Source organism: Psychromicrobium ferritrahens (assembly GCF_043789415.1).
Taxonomy (GTDB): Bacteria; Actinomycetota; Actinomycetes; order Actinomycetales; family Micrococcaceae; genus Renibacterium.
Map to the genome: position 1 here is coordinate 1,794,693 of NZ_JBDLLW010000001.1, position 18,053 is coordinate 1,812,745.

Below are 18,053 nucleotides of genomic sequence, written 5' to 3' on the forward strand. Positions count from 1 at the left end.
ATGAAAGGTAAGAAATGACTATTCAACAGAAATCCTTTGAACGGCGCGGATTCCTGCGCGGTGCGCTCGCTGCCGCCGTGCTGGTCCCACTCGGCGGAACCCTGGCCTCTTGTGCGAGCGGGGGTGGCGACGCCGCCCCGCAGCAGAGTGGCACCGTCTCGGACAGCAACCCCTTCGGCGTCGCTGATAACTCAACGATCGACGTCGTGGTCTTCAAGGGCGGTTACGGCATTGACTATGCCGAATTCGCTGCCAATATCCTCAAGAAGAACCACCCCACGGTGACGAATAAGGTTTCTCCCTCCACCGATATCTCGGGCGAACTGCAGCCGCGCTTCGCCGGTGGTACTCCGCCGGATCTGTTCGACAACTCCGGGGCCAAGTCGATCGGCGTAGGCACTATTCTCGCCCAGCTCGAGGATCTGAGTTCCGTTCTTGACGCTAAGAACTTGGAAGGCACCCCGATCAAGGACACCTTGTTCGAAGGCGTAACCGCTCCGGGAACCTTCGATGGAAAGTTCGTTGCGCTCAACTACGCGCTGACGGTCTACGCGATCTGGTATTCCGCCTCGCTCTTCGAAGCCAATGGCTGGACGCCGCCTAAGACCTGGGACGAAGCACTCGATCTGGGTGCCAAGGCCGCAGCCAAGGGCAAGAAGCTCTTCGTTTGGGGCAAAGAAGCGGCTACCTACTATATGGAGCTCGCGGTTGCTTCCGCCATCAAGGAAGGCGGCGATGAGGTTCGGATAGCTTTGGAAAATCTGAAGGCTGACGCTTGGTCCCACCCCGCGATCCAGAGTGTGCTCGGTAAGATCGGTGAAGCTGTCAAGAAGGGTTACTTTGTGCCTGGCGGTTCCGGCACCCAGTTCACCGCTGCTCAAGCGCAATGGTCGAACAACGAGGACGCCCTGCTTTACCCCTCGGGTTCCTGGATTGAGAATGAGATGAAGGACCAGACCAAGTCTGGCTTCAAGATGACCGGTGTGCCGGTTCCCACCGTCTCTGCTTCTTCCAAGCTGCCTTACGAGGCTCTGCACAGCGCCGCTGGTGAGCCTTTCATGATTCCGAGCAAGGGCAATAACGTTGCCGGAGCGAAGGAATTCCTGCGCACCATGCTCTCCAAGGAAGCTGCGACGAACTTCTCGAAGACCAAGCTCGCCCCCACCATCGTCAAGGGCACGGTGCCTGCCGATGGCTTCGGCTCCACCGCCCTGGTCTCCCAGTCCAAGATGATCGAGGCCGCCGGCAGCAAGGTCTTCACCTTCAACTTCAATGATTTCTATGGCACCAACAAGGACTTCCTGACCCTCTGGAACTCGTTCCTGGATGGTAAGTCCGATGTTGCGACGCTCACCAGCGAATCACAGAAGATCTTCGACAAGATCCGCAACGACTCGTCGGTAACGAAGGTTGAAGTGAAGTGACCTCAGTACCCCTCAAGCCGCGCTCGGACAGCGACTCAGCAGTCGCTGTCCAGCGTGGCCGTCGGAAGAAACTGACCTTTGATCGGGTCAGTTTCTTCCTCGTGTTCCTCGGCTTGCCCGTTCTGATCTATTTGATTTTCGTGGTCTCGCCTTTTGTTCAGGCGATTTATTACTCGCTGACCAGCTGGTCTGGCTTCAGCTCGGTCTTCAAGTTCATTGGTCTAGAGAATTACGTCAAGATCTTCCAGGACGACATCTTCGTCAAGGCTCTGGTTAACAACGTCATCCTTGCGCTGATTGTGCCTATTGTGACTGTCGTGATCGCGTTGGTCTTCTCGACTATGGTCACTATCGGTGGCCCGAGCCGCGGCCAGATCCGTGGCTTGAAGGGTTCCAGTTTCTATCGGGTCGTCTCCTTCTTCCCGTACGTGATCCCGGCTATCGCCATCGGGCTGATCTGGGCTCAGGTCTATACCCCGAATGGCGGTTTGCTCAATGGCATCCTGGGGATCTTCGGAATCCCGGGTTGGAACTGGCTCGGTGAAGCGAGCACCGCGATGGGCGCCAGCATCTTTGTGATCGTCTGGGGCCTGGTCGGCTTCTACATGGTGCTTTTCATCGCCGCGATCAAAGGAGTGCCGGCTGAGATCTACGAGGCCGCCAGGATCGATGGTGCCGGAAGGTTCAGGATCGCCGTTTCGATCACCATCCCGCTGATCCGGGATAATGTTCAAACCTCATTCATCTATATGGGTATTCTTGCGCTGGATGCCTTTGTCTATATGGCCGCTCTGAATCCAGGTGGCGGTCCGGACAACTCGACCTGGGTGATGGCTCAGCAGCTCTTCGAAGTGGCCTTCAAGAAGGGCAATTTCGGCTTGGCCTGTGCGATGGCCGTCATCGCCGCATTGCTCACCCTGTGCTTCGCTGGATTGGTGTTCCTGGTGAACCGGCTCACCGGCGGCAGTAAGGATACTTCGTATTAATGACTACTCAACTCACTTCTCAGACCGAGCGTCTTGATGCTCTTGCGCTGCGTAAACCCAAAACGAGCACTGGCGATAAGGTCGTTAGCGGAGTTTCTCACACCATTCTGGTGATTTGGTCGGTCATTGTGGTCCTGCCACTGCTGTGGACCGTGATGAGTTCGTTTAAGACGAGTTCGGAGATCTTCGCTTCGCCTTTTGCGCTTCCTCAGGTATGGCATTTCGATAACTATCTCCGAGCTTGGACCGATTCGGGGATCGGCGCTTCATTCCTCAACTCAGTGGTAGTTGTGGGCTGCTCGCTTGTCCTAGTCATGCTGCTGGGCTCGATGTGCGCTTATGTCCTAGCACGCTTCAAGTTCCGCGGCAGCAGGGCCATTTACCTGGCCATGCTGGCTGGCCTGACTTTCCCGATCTTCCTGGCCATTGTGCCGTTGTTCGGCATCTTGAAGAGCATGGGTTTATTAGGGACCCTTCCAGGATTGATTTTGGTCTTCGTCGCCTTCGCTCTGCCCTTCACGGTGTTCTTTCTCTTCGCTTTCTTCAAGTCCTTGCCCTTTGAGATCGCCGAAGCGGCAGCGATCGACGGGGCAGGGGAGTGGCGGACCTTCTTCCAGGTGATGTTGCCGATGGCTCGCCCGGGGTTGGCTTCGGTGGCGATTCTGAACTTCGTAGGTCTGTGGAATCAGTACTTGTTGGCGGTCGCGCTCAATGCCTCTAAGCCGGAGAATCGAGTACTCTCGCAGGCCCTGGGTGCCTTTGCCGGTCAAGCTGGCTACGCCGTGGACTTCGGCTCGCTCTTCGCCGCCGTCGTGATCACCGTGGTTCCCGTGCTGATCGTCTACGTGATCTTCCAGCGTCAGCTTCAGGGCTCAGTGAGCCAGGGCACGATGAAGTAGTAACAAACTCTTGACGACAGCGCCCCGGGGCATGGCTCTTCTCTGAGCTTTGAGCCGGGGCACTGTCGTGTCATTGAACGAGAGGCCTCTCCCCACTGAACAAGGGGTTTCAGTGGGATAAGTTGTCCCTCCCCAGCGAAACTGACTTCCAGCGGGCTCCGATGCCCCTCTCGACGAGTGCAGCTGACTAGCTACCCGCCTTGCGCGCTCGGTAGGCTGCTACGTGGATCCGGTTCGCGCAGTTGCCGGTGTCGCAGAACCTGCGCGAGCGGTTCTTGGAGAGGTCGACGAGCACGTCCTGGCAATCCGGTGCTGCGCAGATCTTTAGCCTGTCGAGCTCTTTGGAGCGGATCACGTCGACCATGGCCATCGCGGCCTCCACCGCCATGCGCTTGGCTAGGGGTGCTTCCTGAGAGGTGGCGTGCAGGTGCCAGTCCAAGCCGTCGTGCTTGAGTAACTGAGGCAGAGCTTTGGACTTGAGCAGGATCGCGTTCACTCGGTGTACCGCTTCTTCTTCGCTCGCATTCCACAACTCGCGGAAGGGTAAGCGCAGCCCTTGGACGGCTTTCAATTCGACCATATCGTGAGTGCGGGAACCGAAGAACTGTTCTTCAAGGATGAAGTCATCCAGGTCTTTCAAGCTGCTCAGCCGGTCCAGCTGATCCGAGTGGACCGAGGGCAGGGTGTTGATCAAAGCGACGGCGGAACGTAAAGCAGATTCCGTGTCAGGTGCAAAGATCATCTTGACTCCTGTCAGGTGGATACATTATTGTAATGAGTGTACTTTACTTTGCTCATTACACCCAAGGGGGCTCCAATGACCGTTACTTCACGTTCTTCTCTGACCGGGTTCGGCTTTGCGCTAGCCTCCGCGGTGGCTTTCGCCTTTTCCGGCACCTTCGCAAAAGGCCTCTTTGAAACGGGCTGGTCCTCCGGGGCGGCCATTCTGGGCAGGATCGGCGGAGCCGCCCTGGTATTACTGATCCCGGTGATTGTCATGCTGGTTCGCCGCTGGCCCACGGTACGCGGTGAACTGCCTCGGATCGCCCTCTACGGCGTGGTGCCGATTGCGCTCTGCCAGTTGTTCTTCTTCAACGCGGTGCAGCATCTCTCGGTGGGCGTCGCGCTGCTGCTCGAATACCTCTCTCCGGTTTTGCTCGTGCTGTTCAGCTGGGCTCAATCCCGCAAACGCCCCCAGGTGTTGGTTCTTGCGGGTGCCATCAGCGCTGTTGCCGGGCTTTTGCTCGTGCTGGATCTCAGCGGCACGCAATCCGTCGATCTGATGGGCGTGCTCTGGGGCCTGGCCGCCGCAGTGTGCTCAGCTTTCTACTTCGTGATGTCCGCCCGAGCGGTCGACGGCGTCCCGCCGGTGCTGATGATCGGTGGCGGTCTGGTGGTTGGCGCTGTGCTGATCCTGGTGCTCGGAGTGCTGGGCGTGATGCCGATGACCTTCAGCACCCAGAACGTGGTCTTCGCCGGGCAGAGCATGAGCTGGCTGGTTCCGGTGCTCGGCTTGGCTTTGGTGGGCACGGTGTTCGCCTATACCACCGGAGTGCTTTCGGTGCGCAGGCTCGGCACCAGGGTGGCTTCCTTCGTCTCGCTCATGGAGGTGCTGTTCGCAGTGGTCTGGGCCTGGCTGCTGCTTTCCGAGCTGCCGCACCCCATTCAATTGCTGGGTGGGGCCCTGATCATGCTCGGCGTGATACTGGTCAGAATGGGAGAGCAGCGTTCAGCCTCCTCACCCGAGATCTCCGAGCTGGAGCTGAAGGTTCCAGAGCGGGTTCCGGTCGGTTAGCAGCAGTAAAAAGCGACGGCTCTCAGAGTCCTGACTCTTAAAGCGTTGGGCCCCACCGGATGAAGATCCGGCGGGGCCCAATGTGTACTTCTACCGGAAGCGCCGCAGCCGGAGCGAGTTGGCGACCACGAGCACCGAGCTCGCAGCCATCGCAGCCCCCGCGATCATCGGGTTGAGTAGTCCGAGAGCTGCCACCGGGATGCCCAGCACGTTGTAGGCAAAGGCCCAGAACAAGTTGACCTTGATGGTCCGCAGCGTGGCTCTGGAGAGCTCGATCGCGGTGGCCACCTGGTTCAGGTCGTTCCCCATCACGGTCAGATCCGCGGCCTCAATAGCCACATCGGTGCCGGAACCCATCGCAATGCCGAGGTCGGACTGCGCCAGCGCCGCAGCATCGTTGACCCCGTCGCCCGCCATCGCCACGGTCGCCCCACTGGCTTGCAGTTCGCGGACCACTTGCACTTTGCCTTCCGGGCGGACATCTGCTCGGACATCCTCCGGGGCGATGCCCACCGCCGCAGCAACGCTGTTGGCCGTTGCGGAATTGTCTCCGGTCACCAGCAGAGGGCGCAGGCCGAGTTCCTTCAAGCGCTCGATTGCGGCGGCCGAGCCTTCTTTGACGGTGTCCTGCAAGACGATGGCACCGGCGAGCTGCCCGGAAACCGCGAGCCAGACCTCGGTTCCTACGGCCGGCGCCTCCGTGGTCTGGATGCCGTGAGAAGCGAGGAAATCCCGAGTTCCCGCGAGTACTTCACGCCCTTCGATGAATCCCGAGACCCCGCCGCCCGCCGTTGCCTGAAAACCGCTCACCGCTGGCAGCTCGGAACCCTGAAAAGCCCTCACCACGGCCTTGCCGATCGGATGCTCGCTGCCTTGCTCCACCGCGGCGCTGAGCCGCAGCACCTCACTCGAACTGAAATCGCCCAGGCCCTCGGTGGAAGTCACCGACAGCGCACCGCTGGTGACCGTTCCGGTCTTGTCCAGCACGATGGTGTTCACCGTGCGGGTGTCTTCCAAGACTTGCGGTCCTTTGATCAGAATGCCTAATTGGGCGCCTCGACCGGTTCCGGTGAGCAGCGCCACGGGAGTGGCCAGGCCCAGCGCACAGGGGCAGGCAATCACCAGGACCGCGACGGCGGCGATGAAGGCCGCCTGCAGATCACCGGAGAAGATCCACCAGAGGCCAAAAGTCAGCACGGCCAAGCCCAGCACAATGGGCACAAAAACCGCGCTGATCCGGTCGGCCAGCCTGGCAATCGGGGCCTTTCCGCTCTGTGCCGCTGAGACGAGTCGACCCATTTGAGCCAGCGTGGTCTCGTGACCCACCCGGCTGGCTTTAATGACCAGACGACCCGAGGTATTGATCGTGGCGCCGGTGACGGCGTCCCCGGGAGCCACTTCAACGGGTAGTGATTCGCCGGTGATCAGCGAGGCGTCGATCGCGGAATGTCCTTCCTGCACCACGCCGTCCGCCGCCAATTTCTCGCCCGGCCGTACCACGAAGAGCTCGCCCACCTGGAGCTGTTCCGCGGGAACAGAGATTTCGCGCCCCTCGCGAAGGACTGTCGCTTCCTTGGCGCCCAGGCTGAGCAGCGCCTTGAGTGCATCTCCAGCCTTGGCTTTGGCGCGAGCCTCCAGATAACGCCCGAGCAGCAGGAAAGTGGTGACGACGGCGGCGACTTCGAAGTAGAGCATCAGCTCCATGCCCTGCTCGCCGCCATCAGACTGCGCGCTGGAAATCGATTCGGCGATTAAGGTCACTAAGGAGAAGACATAGGCGGCGATGATGCCGATGGACACCAGAGTGTCCATCGTGGAGGCCAAGTGCCGGGCATTGATCGCGGCTGCTTTGTGGAAACTCCAGGCGGACCAGGTGACCACGGGCAGGGACAATGCGGCGGCGACCCAGCCCCAGCCGGGAAAGTGGAAGGCTGGGATCATCGAGATCAGCAGCACCGGCACAGTCAGGATGATGGCCAGAATCAGCCGCGGTTTGAGTTCCTCCGCGGTGCCTCCGTGCGCCATATGGTCCTCGCCGCCTTCGTGCCCGGCGTGCTGCTCGTGATGTTGTCCAGAGTGATGAACTGTGGCTTGATAACCGGTGGAGTTAACTGCTTCCACCAACTGTTCGTCGCTGATCCCGGCCGGGACGCTGACCTGCGCGGACTCCAGCGGCAGATTGACCGCGGCCTGGACGCCGTCGATCTTATTCAGCTTCTTCTCCACTCTGGCCACGCAGGAGGCGCAGGTCATCCCTTTGATCTTGAGATCGACTACGCGCAGCTGAGCTCCGGTGCCGCTCAGCAATTCCTCGCTGCTCATCTTTACTCCTCCTAATAGTTCTCCTCGGCTCGCCTAAGCCTGGTCCGCGACGACAAGGTAGCCGGCTTCTGCCACTGCCTCGCCGATTTCGGTGTCACTGAGCTTTCGCTCGGAGATGATGGTCGCCGTCGAGATTCCGCCCGCATTGAGATCGACAGCGACGCTGCTCACTCCGGCCAATGATCCGAGTTCCTCGCTCACCGCGTTCACGCAGTGACCGCAGGTCATGCCCGAGATGGAGACTTGGGTGCTGATATCAGAAGTATTCATCGGAGCTCCTAGCTGCGAACGAGTCGAGAGATGGCGGCGGTGGCTTCTTCCACCTTGGTGTTGACGATTTCGGGGTTGCCGGTGCGCGCGGATTCTGCCGCGGCGTCCACCACGCAATGCCCGATGTGATCCTGCAGCAAGCCGACGCTCACCGCGTGCAGCGCCTTATTGATCGCGGCGATCTGGGTGAGGATGTCGATGCAGTACTTATCCTCTTCGACCATCCTGGCGATGCCGCGCACTTGGCCTTCGACTCGGCTGAGCCGACGTAGGTAGGCCTGTTTATCTGCTGTGTAACCGTGTTCCATGAACACCAAAGTATACCCCCTAGGGGTATATGTCAAGTACCCCTAGGGGGTATATCTGGAGCTACTGCTGGGCGCGCCGAAGCAGCTTCATCTCCAGGCCGTCGAGCACCAGATCCACTCGCTTCTGAAGGTTCAGGAACATGCTTTGCTCCAGAGTCTGCCGGGTGTGCTCGGCGAGCCGCTGATCTTGGGTGAGCCAGGCGTCACGGGCTTCCTGGCGCACCGTGGTGCCGCGGCGTCCCGGGGAGTTGAAGACCTGCTCGGAGATCATCGCATTGATGGTCACATGCGAGAGCATGTCCACTGCCATATTGGCCTCTTCGGCGGTGAAACCAGAACTCAGCAGATCGATCGCCACCTTGCTCAGCACATCGATCACCCGCTGGGAAGTGGGCTGCAGCATCCTGAGCGCATCACTGAGCCCCGGATGCTTCTCGAGTAACTTCCAGAAGCTGATCGCATACTCGGTCAGATATTGCCGCCAGTCATCATGAGGCGGAGGCCACTCATGGGAGTCCAAGGCATAATCCACAGCCAGCCGGATCAGGTCAGCCCGATCGGTGATATGTCGGTAGAGGGAGCTTTGAGCTACACCGAGGCGCTTGGCGACCTTGGTGGAAGAGATACCTTCTAGTTCAGCCAATGCAGCTTCACCGATGCTGGCTCGTGAGATCAAAGCCGGGCGTCCAGCGCCTCGTTTAGTTGATGTGTTTACCTGGGGCATTTTCTCATTTCCTGGAGAACGATGCGGGTGTCTTCGTTGACTCTTGTCTACACCTTACGCTGATAGCCGAGCTGAAGGGCGCAGTAGCTCTCTTCTGTGGAGGGTTGATGACCCGGTGTTACCCGTCAGTACGGGCCTTCCGGGCGAGCTGCGATCGGCATCTGAGGATCCGCGTGTCTCATTCTCCCGAGAGGTCCCTCAGCTCAGTCCGGTCGGGAGCTCGAGCAGCCGAGCTCGCTCTCCGCCACTTACTTCACCGCACCCATGGAGAGCCCTCGGACGAGTTGCTTCTGGGCGATCCAGCCAGCGATCACCACCGGTAGCGAAGCCAGCACCGAAGCGGCGGAGAGCTTTGCCAGGAACAGTCCTTCGCTGGTCATCTGGGAAACCAGGAACACCGGAACGGTCGCGGCATTGGCCGCGGTCAGGTTCAAGGCGAAGAAGAACTCGTTCCAAGCGAAGATCACGCAGATCAGCGCGGTGGCCGCCAGACCCGGAGAGACCATCGGCACCAAGATGGTGCGCATTGTCTTGAGCAACCCGGCGCCGTCCATTTGAGCGGCTTCGAGCACTTCGGCGGGCACCTCTTGGAAGAAGGAACGCATCATCCAGACGGCGATCGGCAGGTTCATCGAGGTATAGAGCACCACCAGGGTGCCGATATTGTCCAGAACCTTCAGCTGCCCTGCAATCACGTAGATAGGCATGATCACCGCCACCACGGGAAGCATCTTGGTGGAGATGAAGAAGAACAGCACGTCGGAGGTCTTCTTCACCGGCCGGATGCTCAGCGCATAGGCTGCCGGCACCGCGAGCACGATCACCAAGACGGTGGAAAGGCCGGTGGCGATCAAAGAGTTCAGGAAATAGCTGCCAGCCCCCGCATTGAGTACCGCGGAGAACTGGTCAAGGGTCGGCGCGAAGACGAATTTCGGCGGATTGGAGGCGGCGTCCGACTCCTGTTTGAAAGCCGTGAGAACCATCCACAGGACGGGAGCGAAGAAGATCAAGGCGATCAGCCAGGTGAGCGTGGTGAGCGCTGAAGCGCCTACCCTGTTCTTCCGGCTCCGGGGATTCCCGGGGCGACTGGTGACCGACCTGCCGTGAGGCCTGGTCGTCGTGACGGAGCTGGTCATAGCGCGTCCTTCGTGTCGAAGCTGCGGAAGATCAAACGCAGGGCAAAGGTGGCGATGATGATGGTGGCGATCACGGTGACTACACCCATCGCGGCCGATTGGCCGATATCGAAGCCGAGGAAGGCCCGTTGGTAGATATAGAAGGGCAGATTCGCGCTCGCGGTACCTGGGCCGCCCGCGGTCATCAGATAGATCTGATCGAAGGTGTTCACCACATAGATCGCGCCCAGCAGGATTCCCAGCTCAATGTAGCGGCGCAGTTGCGGCAGGGTGACGAAGGCGAAGGTCTTCCACCAGCCTGCCCCGTCGATCTGGGCTGCTTCCAGCACATCCTTGGGCTGCGCTTGCAAACCTGCCAGCACCAGCAGCATCATGAACGGCGTCCACTGCCAGACCAAGGCGATCAGGATGGAGAGCACCGGATACTTCGACGTCCAATCCACCGCGGGAATTCCCACCAAAGAGGTCAGCCAGTTGACCAGGCCGAAGCTCGGATTGAGCATTGAGACGCTCCAGAGTGTTGCCGAAGCGGCTGGCATGATCAGAAAAGGTGTAATCAGCAGGGTGCGTACCACCGAGCGGCCCCGGAAGCTGCGATCCAGCAGGATGGCCAGGAAGATGCCGAGCACCATGGCCACCAGGACGCAGGCCAGGGTGATCAGCACGGAATTGAAGGCAGCCCCGCGGAAGGTCGAGTTCAGGAAGATCTCCGCGTAGTTCTTCAGGAAGACGAACTGATCACTACCCGGTCGGAGCAGATTCCAGTTCCGCAATGAGTACCAGATGGTCAGGATGAAGGGCACTTGGGTGACCACGATGGTGAAGATCAATGCTGGCAGCAGGGGTGCCCGACGGCGCCAGCCCTCAGCTCGCGAGAAGTCCGTTGCGGGGTCGATCACTCCAGTGCGCCGATCAACCCGGCTCTTGAGTGCCGTCGTCATTTGCCGGCCTCCGCTTCATTGGCTCCTGATTTATATGAGTCCGCGACCACCTGGGCATATTGCTGGGCCTGTTCTAGTGCGTCTTTCACGCTCTTCTGCCCCGCGACTGCGGCGGAGATCTGCTGAGCCACCTGGGTTCCCAGATCCTGGAATTCGGGGATGCCAACGAATTGCAAGCCGGAATAAGGTACTTTCTGCACCATGGAATTGGCCTGCGAAGCATTGTTCATGGCATCGAGGGTTGGCCCGGCATAAGCCTTGGCGACTTCGGCGTACTGCGGAATGCGGTAGGTAGACTGGCGGCTGCCCGGAGGGACCCGTTCCCAGCCGATCTGGTTGCCGACCAGCTTGATATAGTCCTTATCGGTCATCCAAGAGACGAAGTCCCAGGCGGCGTCCTTGTGCTGCGAGGTCTTCGGAATGGCCAGCGACCAGCTGTACAGCCAACCCGCCGAGGCGGTGTCCTTGACCGGAGCCGGGGCGTACGCCGTCTGACCTGCGACTTTGGAGGACTGGGGATCCTCAACCGAGGAGACCATCGCGGTGGCGTCATACCACATCGCGGCTTTGCCCTGGCTGTAACGGGTGATGCAATCACCGTAACCGCTGGTCGCGGCACCGGGCTGGCCATAGTCCTTCAGCAGACTGACGTAGTCGTTCACCGCGGACTCAACCTGCGGTGAATTGAGTTTGGCGTTCCAGTCCTCGTCGAACCATTGACCGCCGTAGGTGTTGATCATGGTGTCCAGCGGGGCCATCACCTCACCCCAGCCGGCCAGGCCACGCAGGCAGACGCCGGCGAAGTCGTTTTTCTTATCGTCTAGTTTGGCGGCAAAACTCTTCAGGTCATCCCAGCTGGGATGCGCAGGCATGGTCAGCCCGGCCTTCTCGAAGAGATCTTTGCGGTACGCCACAAAAGAGGACTCGCCATAGAAAGGCACCGAGTAGAGGTCTCCCTGGTAGCTCAGGGCGTCTTTGATGGTGGGGATGAAGTCATCCGGGTCGTAGCCGCTGGTCTTCTCCGCATAGGGCTGGAGGTCCGTGATCCAACCGTTTTTCGCCCACATCTGAGTTTCGTAATTGGAGATCATCACGACGTCGAACTCGCCCCCGCCGGTGGCCACCGAAGCGGTGATCTTGGCGCGTGCCTCGTTCTCCGGAAGGGTGACGAACCGGACATTAACCGCGGGGTGCGCTTTGCGGAAGTTGTCCTGTAAGGAAATGGCATCCTTCATCTGCGGATTCGCCACGATGGCGACCGTGATGGTTTCGGTCGCGCTGGCTCCGGCGACGGAACAGCCGCCGAGCGTCAGGGCGACGGCGGCCAGCGCCGCGCAGCTGCCGAGCCGGCGTCGTCGCCGGTTCGCACTACGGGGTAACTTCATCGATTACCTTTCTGGGAGTGCTATATTCACTCATCTGAGCATAAATTATGGCTCATTTGTTAAGTGACTGTAGTCAGATATGATCGTTTGAGCAATAGATGTCGCTCATTCGGTGCGGATGTGACGGAGGAATCGTGAGGCACGAGGAGCTATGACAGCAATCGAATCTGACCATGAAGGGCTGCTCGCCCTGATTGGCAAGGACTACTACCTGGATAACCTGTCAAAGGTGCAGATTGCCAGTCGTTATGGCATCTCCCGATTTCAGGTGGCCAGGCTCCTCGATGAGGCGCGGGCAGAGGGTATCGTGCATATCGAAGTGCGTTTCCCCGGCAATCTGGACTCCATTGACAGCAGAGCTTTGGCGGAACAGCTCGGAGTTCAGAAGCTCGTGCTCACCCGCACCCTGAACGACGATGTGCTGCAACGGGATCTGCTGGCCCAGGCGGTAGCGACCGAACTGATGAGGAACACCAAGGCGGGGATGACGGTCGGTGTCTCCTGGTCCCGCACCCTGGATATGGCGGCGCGTCACGTCACTGGCCTGCCGCGCTGCGAGATCGTGCAACTGGCTGGAGCACTGCCGAGTTCGGGCAACTCGAATCCGCTGGAACTCGTGCAACGACTGGGCCGGGTCTCCAATGGAACGGTCTGGCCGCTCTGGGCGCCGCTGGTCGTGGACAGCGCACGAACAGCCGCCGGGTTGAGGCAGCAGGTTGAGATCTCCACCGCGCTGACCAAAGCGAATTCACTCGATCTTGCGGCGATAGCAATCGGAGCCTGGGGGCCCGGTCTCTCCACCGTGTGGGATCGAGTGGATAACGAGGTGCGTCAGAATGCACTCGCCGCGGGCGCGGTGGCTGAGTGCTCCGGGCGACTGATCTCAGCCGAAGGTAGGCCGGTCCGCTCAGAATTGGACCCCAGGGTGCTGGCTGTCACCCTGGAACAACTCAAGCGCACTCCGACGGTGCTCGCGGTGGCCCAAGGCGCCGCACGTGCTCCCGCCGTCCGGGCGGCGATTGCCGCCGGAGTGGTCAGCACCTTGGTGATTGACGAATCGCTCGCTTCAGCTCTTTCGGGGAAGCCCGCGGCATGACCCACGTCGTCGGCATCGATTCTTCGACTCAATCCTGCAAAGTCTTGGTGGTCGACGCCGAAACAGGCGAAATTCAAGCTACCGGATCGGCGGCTCACCCCGACGCCACCGCGGTTGATCCCAGGATCTGGACGGCCGCGCTGCACGACGCCTGGGGTGAAGCGCGGGTGACGGACTTTGGAAAGACCGTCACCGCCGTCGCCGTCGGGGCCCAGCAGCACGGCATGGTGGCCCTCGACTCCGGCTACCGACCGATCTTCGATGCGCTGCTCTGGAATGACACCAGAAGCGCCGGGGAAGCCGAACGTATGGTGACTGAACGGGGCGCTGAATACTGGGCCTCGACCACTGGATCAGTACCAGTGCCCTCCTTCACGCTGACCAAACTAGCCTGGCTCGCTAACCGACATCCGGAACTCGCGGCCCAGGTATCGCGGGTCTGTCTGCCGCATGACTGGCTCAATCTTCAGCTCGCTGGATCTTTTGTCACGGATCGCAGCGATGCTTCAGGGACGGCGTACTTCGATCCGGTGGGCAATCAGTATCTTCCTGAGCTGTTGCAGCATTATCTTGGCACTGTGCCAACCCTGCCCACGGTGCTGAGCCCCCATGAGTGTGCGGGTGGGCTGATTGACGAATGGGGGCTGCAAAACGCTTCGCTCGCCGCTGGCGCCGGGGACAATGCCGCCGCCGCGCTCGGCCTGGGATTGCAGCCGGGCGAAGTCGTGGTCTCGGTGGGAACCTCGGGCACTGTTTTCACCACTAGCAGCCAGCAGATCAGTGATCCCACCGGGCAGATCGCGGGGTTCGCCGATGCTCAAGGGAAGTTTCTGCCGTTGCTGGCGATGCTGAATTCGGCTCGGACTCTTTCGGCAACGGCGGCTATGCTGCGCGTCGATTTAGCCGAGCTAGATCGGTTGGCGCTCGCCGCTCCCGCCGACGCCGGTGGTCTTTTGCTCTTGCCCTATCTGGACGGCGAACGCACCCCTAATCTGCCTGAGGCCAGAGGAACTTTAGTCGGTCTGAGCCGCGCTTCGATGACCGCTGAGAACCTGGCCCGAGCGGCTGTGCTCGGCGTACTGAACTCGCTGGCGGACGGAATTGAGCTGCTCAAGGCTGCCGATCTGCCAGTGCAACGAGTGCTGCTGATCGGTGGTGGCTCCAAGTCAGTCGCGCTGCGGCAGGCGGCGGCCTCGCTGCTCGGCGTCGAGGTGGAGATTCCGGTGGCGGCCGAATACGTTGCCCTGGGCGCGGCCAGGCAGGCCGCCTGGATGACCAGCGGTGAGCTACCGAGCTGGCAGCGGCGGATCGAGGAACGATTCGAGCCGGATGATTCCGCTTGGGCCGCTGAGCTGCGAAGCCGATACGCTCAGACCCGCAGCTCGGTATACTGGGTTTGAGCTTCTCGGAGAGCTAGACTCGAAGCGTGTTCATCTCGGTGGTGATCCCGGTACTCAACGATGCGGCCTTTCTTGCGAGCTGCTTAGCCGCCTTAGCCAAGCAGAGCCGACCGGCCGACGAGATTCTGGTGGTCGACAACGGTTGCACTGATGATTCGGTGGCGATTGCTCTGGCGGCTGGCGCCCGCGTCGTCGTCGAGCCCCGGCGTGGCATCCTTTCCGCCACCTCGACCGGCTTCGACGCCGCTCAGGGCGAGGTTTTCGCCCGGCTGGATGCCGACTCCTTGCCTTCCGCCGATTGGTTGGGGAGAGTGGAGAGGATGCTCACTACGCATCCGGAGGCGGCAGCCATCACCGGAACCGGTGAGTTCTATGGCGGTACGCCTTGGATGCGCTGGTGCGGAAAGAATCTGATCAGCGGGGGAAATTTCAGGCTGCTCGCCTGGGGCTTGGGGTACACCCCGCTCTATGGCTCCAATATGGCGATCAGAGCCTCAGCCTGGTACCGGATCAGGGCTAAAGTGCACCGCGATAAGGCGGTGAACGACGATACCGACATCACGTTTCAATTCGAGCCGGATATGGCTGCGCTCTATGACCCCGATTTGAAGGTGGGGGTTTCGGCGCGGCCTTTCGACTCCCTGGCCGGTTTAATGCATCGGCTGGCACTGGCCTTCAGAGCGCTGGGCATCAATCTGCGCGAGCAGTCTCTGTGGAGCCGTCGCCGGGCGCGCAGGGAATGGGCCCGCCGGAACGCTACTGAAGCGGCTGCTCACTCCGTTGATACAGATCGAGTAGATCGCGGCTGAGTTGATACGGCGTGGTCTCGCTGGGGCTGTGCCCCGCTGGGTAACTGGCCAGGGTGGCACCCAGCTCAGCGGCAAAAGCTCGGTGAAGTTCCAAGGGCCACAGATCGTGTTCACCTACTGCGAGCAGCTTGGGCTGCGGCAGTGCTCTGAGTTGAGCGGCCAGATCGGGGCTGTTCCGCATCAATCCCATGATGTCCACGTGCGAGGCATGGCGGGTCAGGGCGAAGCGGCGCATTGCGAAATTCAAGCGCGCTGCGGAGACCGGGATGAAGTTCCGCTTGATTCCCCATTTCATCAATCCGGCTATCACGGCCGGGCTAGCCAGCGAACTGAGCCAGCCGATCCGCTTCACGCCGTGGAAGCTCTGACCCGGCAGCGGAGGAGTGCTGAGCAGGGCCAAGCTGAGCACTAGATCCGGGCGCTGCAGGGTGACCAGCTGGGCGACGTCGCCGGCGAAGGAGTAGCCGAGTAGATGAGCAGCGCCCGCGGACTCCAGAAAGCTGACCATATCGTCCACGAAGAGCTCATAATCATAGTGCTTGCGTGGCGGGTCGAGCCGCTCGGGTCCGGCCTGATAGGACTCATACTGACCGGCTAGATCGTAGCTTTGCACGAAGTACCCGGCTTCGGCGAGAATCGGCATAACGAACCAGAAATCCTCTTTCGAGCCGGTGACGCCGGGCACCAACACCACCCGCGGCTGCCCGGGCGTGCCTAGAGACCACAGGGCAAGCGGGCCGCTCGGTGCATTGAAAGTACTGGAAACCACCCCAGCCGGTGGCACTGACCAGTCGATATCGGGAAGTTGCTGATCGAGCAGCGCTGCTGTGCTCATACCGGAATCTTATGAGCTTCACAGCCTCAGTGAGGGCACGACTCGGCTGATCCACCCATCATCCACCCGGGGACCACTCGGACCTCAAGGTGAAATCCGCCAGGATTTCCACCCGCTGACTCATGCCGTGAGCCTGCCTCGCTGGAAGCCTGGAAAGATGAAAACTTCCCAGTCCAAGACCTTAGCCCTAGCCGCCGTCGCTCTGCTCGGAGCGAGTTTGGCGGCCTGCAGCAGTGCTTCCCCCTCGAGTGCACCGAGCCAGTCCGCTCTCAGTCGGCCCGTGATCAGCCAAGCCGACCTGAACTGGGGAAGCTGTCCGCCGCCAGCCGCGAGCTCGACCGAGCAGATACCGCGGAATCCGCGCCAGCAGTGCGCCAGTCTCCAGGTGCCACTGGACTATTCGGCACCCATCGGGCAGGGCTCTAAAACTCTCAGCTTGGAGATCTCACGCATTAGCAGCGGGAAGCCGAATGCCCCCGCCCTGCTGATCGGTCAGGGCGGCCCAGGCTTGCCCGGGCTGGACCTGCCCTCCTGGGGAGTGAGCAATCTGCCGCCATCCACGGTTGCCGATGATGATCTCTACGGCTTGGACTACCGGGGCATCGGCAACAGTTCGCCGATCAGCTGCCGACTCGGCCCCGATGAACTGCTGGAAGCGAATAACATCGCTTACCCCGATGCCAAGGGAAGCACCGCGGAACTCGTCACCCAGGCACGGCAAATCGCTCAGGACTGCCTGGCCAATGCTGGCACCGCGCTGCCCTATATCAACACCGCGAATGCGGCCCGCGACCTGAATCAGCTGCGGCTGGCCCTGCAGCAGCCCAAGCTTTCCTATTTCGGCACCTCCTATGCCACCTACCTGGGCCAGGTCTACGCTTCACTCTTCCCAGACAGCTCGGGGTCGGTGGTACTGAACAGCGTGGTCTCTTCGGATGGCACCCAGCTGTCGATCCGGCATAAGGACGTCGGCGTGCAGCAGGCCTTCACGGTCTTCGCGCACTGGGCAGCCAAAGATCCGGCAAAGTACCACCTGGGCACGGATGCGGCGACGGTGCAGAGTCATTTCCTCCGCGCGGTGGCGGCCCTGAACGCCTCACCCATTCCATTGCCGAATGGCAAGACTCTCTACGGCAATCAACTGCTCACCGCTGACCAGGCGTTACTGGAAAAACCGAGCAACTTCCCCGAGCTGGCAAAGCTGATCGGTGCCGCGGAATCCGGCAAACTCACCCCGCAGATAGCGGTAAAGCTTCCGCTCTACAACGAGCTTCCGGACAATCTGATCAGCGCGCAGACCGCGTTCATCTGCAATGACGGCCCGGCGGTGAGCCGCAATCCGCTGGATTACGCCAAAGCGATGCAGCAGAGTGCGGCGAAATATCCGCTCACTGCGGGCTCCGCTGATGGAATTCTGCCCTGCGCTTTCTGGCCAGCGTCCTTTCCCGGCGTTTCGGCTCAGACCAGTGTTCCGGCCAGCGCCCAGGGCCCGGCGAATCTCCTGCTGGTGCAGCACACCGCAGACCCGGCCACCGCTTTGCTGGGCGCCCAGCAGACCCTGCGAGCTTTCGGTCCACGGGCCGCAATGATCACGGTGGACGGTGAAGGGCACGGCGTCCCAGTGCGCACCGGCTGTGCAGCAGCCGCGGTCGCCGACTTCTATACGACCGGCAAGCTGCCGAAGTCCACTGAGTGCGGAGAGACTGAGTCCTTCTAGTTTCTG

General features: G+C 60.8%; 17 protein-coding genes. 8 read left to right on the forward strand and 9 right to left on the reverse strand.

Going from position 1 to position 18,053, the window contains the following annotated elements:
- Positions 1-14: 14 nt before the first annotated feature.
- Genes ngcE through ABDK06_RS08215 form a run of 3 tightly spaced genes read left to right on the forward strand, consistent with a single transcriptional unit; the run spans position 15 to position 3,309 of the window.
- On the forward strand, positions 15-1,424 hold the full coding sequence (gene ngcE, locus ABDK06_RS08205) for an N-acetylglucosamine/diacetylchitobiose ABC transporter substrate-binding protein (RefSeq protein WP_394940469.1): 1,410 nt from the start codon (positions 15-17) through the stop codon (positions 1,422-1,424).
- The gene (locus tag ABDK06_RS08210; protein WP_394940470.1) at positions 1,421-2,410 is read left to right on the forward strand and encodes a carbohydrate ABC transporter permease; all 990 of its coding nucleotides are present in this window, start codon (positions 1,421-1,423) and stop codon (positions 2,408-2,410) included. Before ngcE ends, ABDK06_RS08210 begins: the two co-directional genes overlap by 4 nt.
- Positions 2,410-3,309, forward strand: coding sequence for a carbohydrate ABC transporter permease (locus ABDK06_RS08215; RefSeq protein ID WP_394940471.1), 900 nt, complete (start codon positions 2,410-2,412; stop codon positions 3,307-3,309). The genes ABDK06_RS08210 and ABDK06_RS08215 overlap by 1 nt, the downstream gene beginning before the upstream one ends.
- A gap of 187 nt (positions 3,310-3,496) precedes the next feature.
- Here ABDK06_RS08215 and ABDK06_RS08220 read toward each other — a convergent pair whose 3' ends face one another.
- Positions 3,497-4,051, reverse strand: coding sequence for a CGNR zinc finger domain-containing protein (locus tag ABDK06_RS08220; RefSeq protein ID WP_394940472.1), 555 nt, complete (start codon positions 4,049-4,051; stop codon positions 3,497-3,499).
- Between the two features lie 75 nt (positions 4,052-4,126).
- On the opposite strand from ABDK06_RS08220, the gene ABDK06_RS08225 reads away from it, so the two are divergent.
- Entirely contained in the window at positions 4,127-5,104 is a 978-nt protein-coding gene (locus tag ABDK06_RS08225; protein WP_394940473.1) for an EamA family transporter, read from the forward strand.
- Between the two features lie 90 nt (positions 5,105-5,194).
- Here the strand turns inward: ABDK06_RS08225 and ABDK06_RS08230 are convergent, their stop codons facing one another.
- The 7 genes from ABDK06_RS08230 to ABDK06_RS08260 all read right to left on the reverse strand — a co-directional run bounded on the left by ABDK06_RS08230 (position 5,195) and on the right by ABDK06_RS08260 (position 12,190).
- Positions 5,195-7,426 carry a heavy metal translocating P-type ATPase gene (locus tag ABDK06_RS08230; RefSeq protein ID WP_394940474.1) on the reverse strand — a complete coding sequence of 744 codons (2,232 nt, stop codon included), beginning with the start codon at positions 7,424-7,426 and terminating at the stop codon, positions 5,195-5,197.
- Positions 7,427-7,459: 33 nt separating this feature from the next.
- Positions 7,460-7,696 (reverse strand): heavy-metal-associated domain-containing protein, encoded by a 237-nt coding sequence (locus ABDK06_RS08235; RefSeq protein WP_394940475.1) that lies wholly within the window; start codon positions 7,694-7,696, stop codon positions 7,460-7,462.
- An 8-nt stretch (positions 7,697-7,704) separates the two neighbouring features.
- Positions 7,705-8,004, reverse strand: coding sequence for a metal-sensitive transcriptional regulator (locus tag ABDK06_RS08240; protein ID WP_394940476.1), 300 nt, complete (start codon positions 8,002-8,004; stop codon positions 7,705-7,707).
- A 61-nt stretch (positions 8,005-8,065) separates the two neighbouring features.
- Positions 8,066-8,728 (reverse strand): TetR/AcrR family transcriptional regulator C-terminal domain-containing protein, encoded by a 663-nt coding sequence (locus ABDK06_RS08245; RefSeq protein ID WP_394940477.1) that lies wholly within the window; start codon positions 8,726-8,728, stop codon positions 8,066-8,068.
- Positions 8,729-8,976: 248 nt separating this feature from the next.
- On the reverse strand, positions 8,977-9,864 hold the full coding sequence (locus ABDK06_RS08250; RefSeq protein ID WP_394940478.1) for a carbohydrate ABC transporter permease: 888 nt from the start codon (positions 9,862-9,864) through the stop codon (positions 8,977-8,979).
- A complete protein-coding gene (locus ABDK06_RS08255) occupies positions 9,861-10,805 on the reverse strand; it encodes a carbohydrate ABC transporter permease (protein ID WP_394940479.1) in 945 nt (314 codons plus the stop codon). Before ABDK06_RS08255 ends, ABDK06_RS08250 begins: the two co-directional genes overlap by 4 nt.
- Positions 10,802-12,190: an ABC transporter substrate-binding protein gene (locus ABDK06_RS08260; protein WP_394940480.1), complete on the reverse strand. Its 1,389-nt coding sequence runs from the start codon at positions 12,188-12,190 to the stop codon at positions 10,802-10,804. The genes ABDK06_RS08255 and ABDK06_RS08260 overlap by 4 nt, the downstream gene beginning before the upstream one ends.
- 151 nt (positions 12,191-12,341) lie before the next feature.
- Between ABDK06_RS08260 and ABDK06_RS08265 the strand changes: the two genes are divergently transcribed.
- From ABDK06_RS08265 to ABDK06_RS08275, 3 genes are read left to right on the forward strand one after another with little or no spacing between them, the layout of a single operon-like run.
- Complete coding sequence (locus ABDK06_RS08265; protein WP_394940481.1) at positions 12,342-13,286, forward strand: sugar-binding transcriptional regulator; 945 nt, start codon at positions 12,342-12,344, stop codon at positions 13,284-13,286.
- A complete protein-coding gene (gene xylB / locus ABDK06_RS08270) occupies positions 13,283-14,686 on the forward strand; it encodes a xylulokinase (protein ID WP_394940482.1) in 1,404 nt (467 codons plus the stop codon). Before ABDK06_RS08265 ends, xylB begins: the two co-directional genes overlap by 4 nt.
- 26 nt (positions 14,687-14,712) lie before the next feature.
- Positions 14,713-15,495, forward strand: coding sequence for a glycosyltransferase family 2 protein (locus ABDK06_RS08275; protein WP_394940483.1), 783 nt, complete (start codon positions 14,713-14,715; stop codon positions 15,493-15,495).
- Here the strand turns inward: ABDK06_RS08275 and ABDK06_RS08280 are convergent.
- Complete coding sequence (locus ABDK06_RS08280; RefSeq protein ID WP_394940484.1) at positions 15,443-16,330, reverse strand: alpha/beta fold hydrolase; 888 nt, start codon at positions 16,328-16,330, stop codon at positions 15,443-15,445. The genes ABDK06_RS08275 and ABDK06_RS08280 overlap by 53 nt on opposite strands.
- Before the next feature lie 157 nt (positions 16,331-16,487).
- Between ABDK06_RS08280 and ABDK06_RS08285 the strand changes: the two genes are divergently transcribed.
- On the forward strand, positions 16,488-18,047 hold the full coding sequence (locus ABDK06_RS08285; RefSeq protein ID WP_394940485.1) for an alpha/beta hydrolase: 1,560 nt from the start codon (positions 16,488-16,490) through the stop codon (positions 18,045-18,047).
- The last annotated feature ends 6 nt before the right edge of the window (positions 18,048-18,053 follow it).

What these genes read in the sequence shown, in the direction of transcription:
- ngcE (WP_394940469.1), top strand. Translation starts at nt 15, where the DNA reads ATGACTATTCAACAGAAATCCTTTGAACGGCGCGGATTCCTGCGCGGT.
- ABDK06_RS08215 (WP_394940471.1), top strand. Translation starts at nt 2,410, where the DNA reads ATGACTACTCAACTCACTTCTCAGACCGAGCGTCTTGATGCTCTTGCG.
- ABDK06_RS08220 (WP_394940472.1), bottom strand. Translation starts at nt 4,051, where the DNA reads ATGATCTTTGCACCTGACACGGAATCTGCTTTACGTTCCGCCGTCGCT.
- ABDK06_RS08225 (WP_394940473.1), top strand. Translation starts at nt 4,127, where the DNA reads ATGACCGTTACTTCACGTTCTTCTCTGACCGGGTTCGGCTTTGCGCTA.
- ABDK06_RS08230 (WP_394940474.1), bottom strand. Translation starts at nt 7,426, where the DNA reads ATGAGCAGCGAGGAATTGCTGAGCGGCACCGGAGCTCAGCTGCGCGTA.
- ABDK06_RS08235 (WP_394940475.1), bottom strand. Translation starts at nt 7,696, where the DNA reads ATGAATACTTCTGATATCAGCACCCAAGTCTCCATCTCGGGCATGACC.
- ABDK06_RS08240 (WP_394940476.1), bottom strand. Translation starts at nt 8,004, where the DNA reads ATGGAACACGGTTACACAGCAGATAAACAGGCCTACCTACGTCGGCTC.
- ABDK06_RS08245 (WP_394940477.1), bottom strand. Translation starts at nt 8,728, where the DNA reads ATGCCCCAGGTAAACACATCAACTAAACGAGGCGCTGGACGCCCGGCT.
- ABDK06_RS08250 (WP_394940478.1), bottom strand. Translation starts at nt 9,864, where the DNA reads ATGACCAGCTCCGTCACGACGACCAGGCCTCACGGCAGGTCGGTCACC.
- ABDK06_RS08255 (WP_394940479.1), bottom strand. Translation starts at nt 10,805, where the DNA reads ATGACGACGGCACTCAAGAGCCGGGTTGATCGGCGCACTGGAGTGATC.
- ABDK06_RS08260 (WP_394940480.1), bottom strand. Translation starts at nt 12,190, where the DNA reads ATGAAGTTACCCCGTAGTGCGAACCGGCGACGACGCCGGCTCGGCAGC.
- ABDK06_RS08265 (WP_394940481.1), top strand. Translation starts at nt 12,342, where the DNA reads ATGACAGCAATCGAATCTGACCATGAAGGGCTGCTCGCCCTGATTGGC.
- xylB (WP_394940482.1), top strand. Translation starts at nt 13,283, where the DNA reads ATGACCCACGTCGTCGGCATCGATTCTTCGACTCAATCCTGCAAAGTC.
- ABDK06_RS08280 (WP_394940484.1), bottom strand. Translation starts at nt 16,330, where the DNA reads ATGAGCACAGCAGCGCTGCTCGATCAGCAACTTCCCGATATCGACTGG.
- ABDK06_RS08285 (WP_394940485.1), top strand. Translation starts at nt 16,488, where the DNA reads ATGAAAACTTCCCAGTCCAAGACCTTAGCCCTAGCCGCCGTCGCTCTG.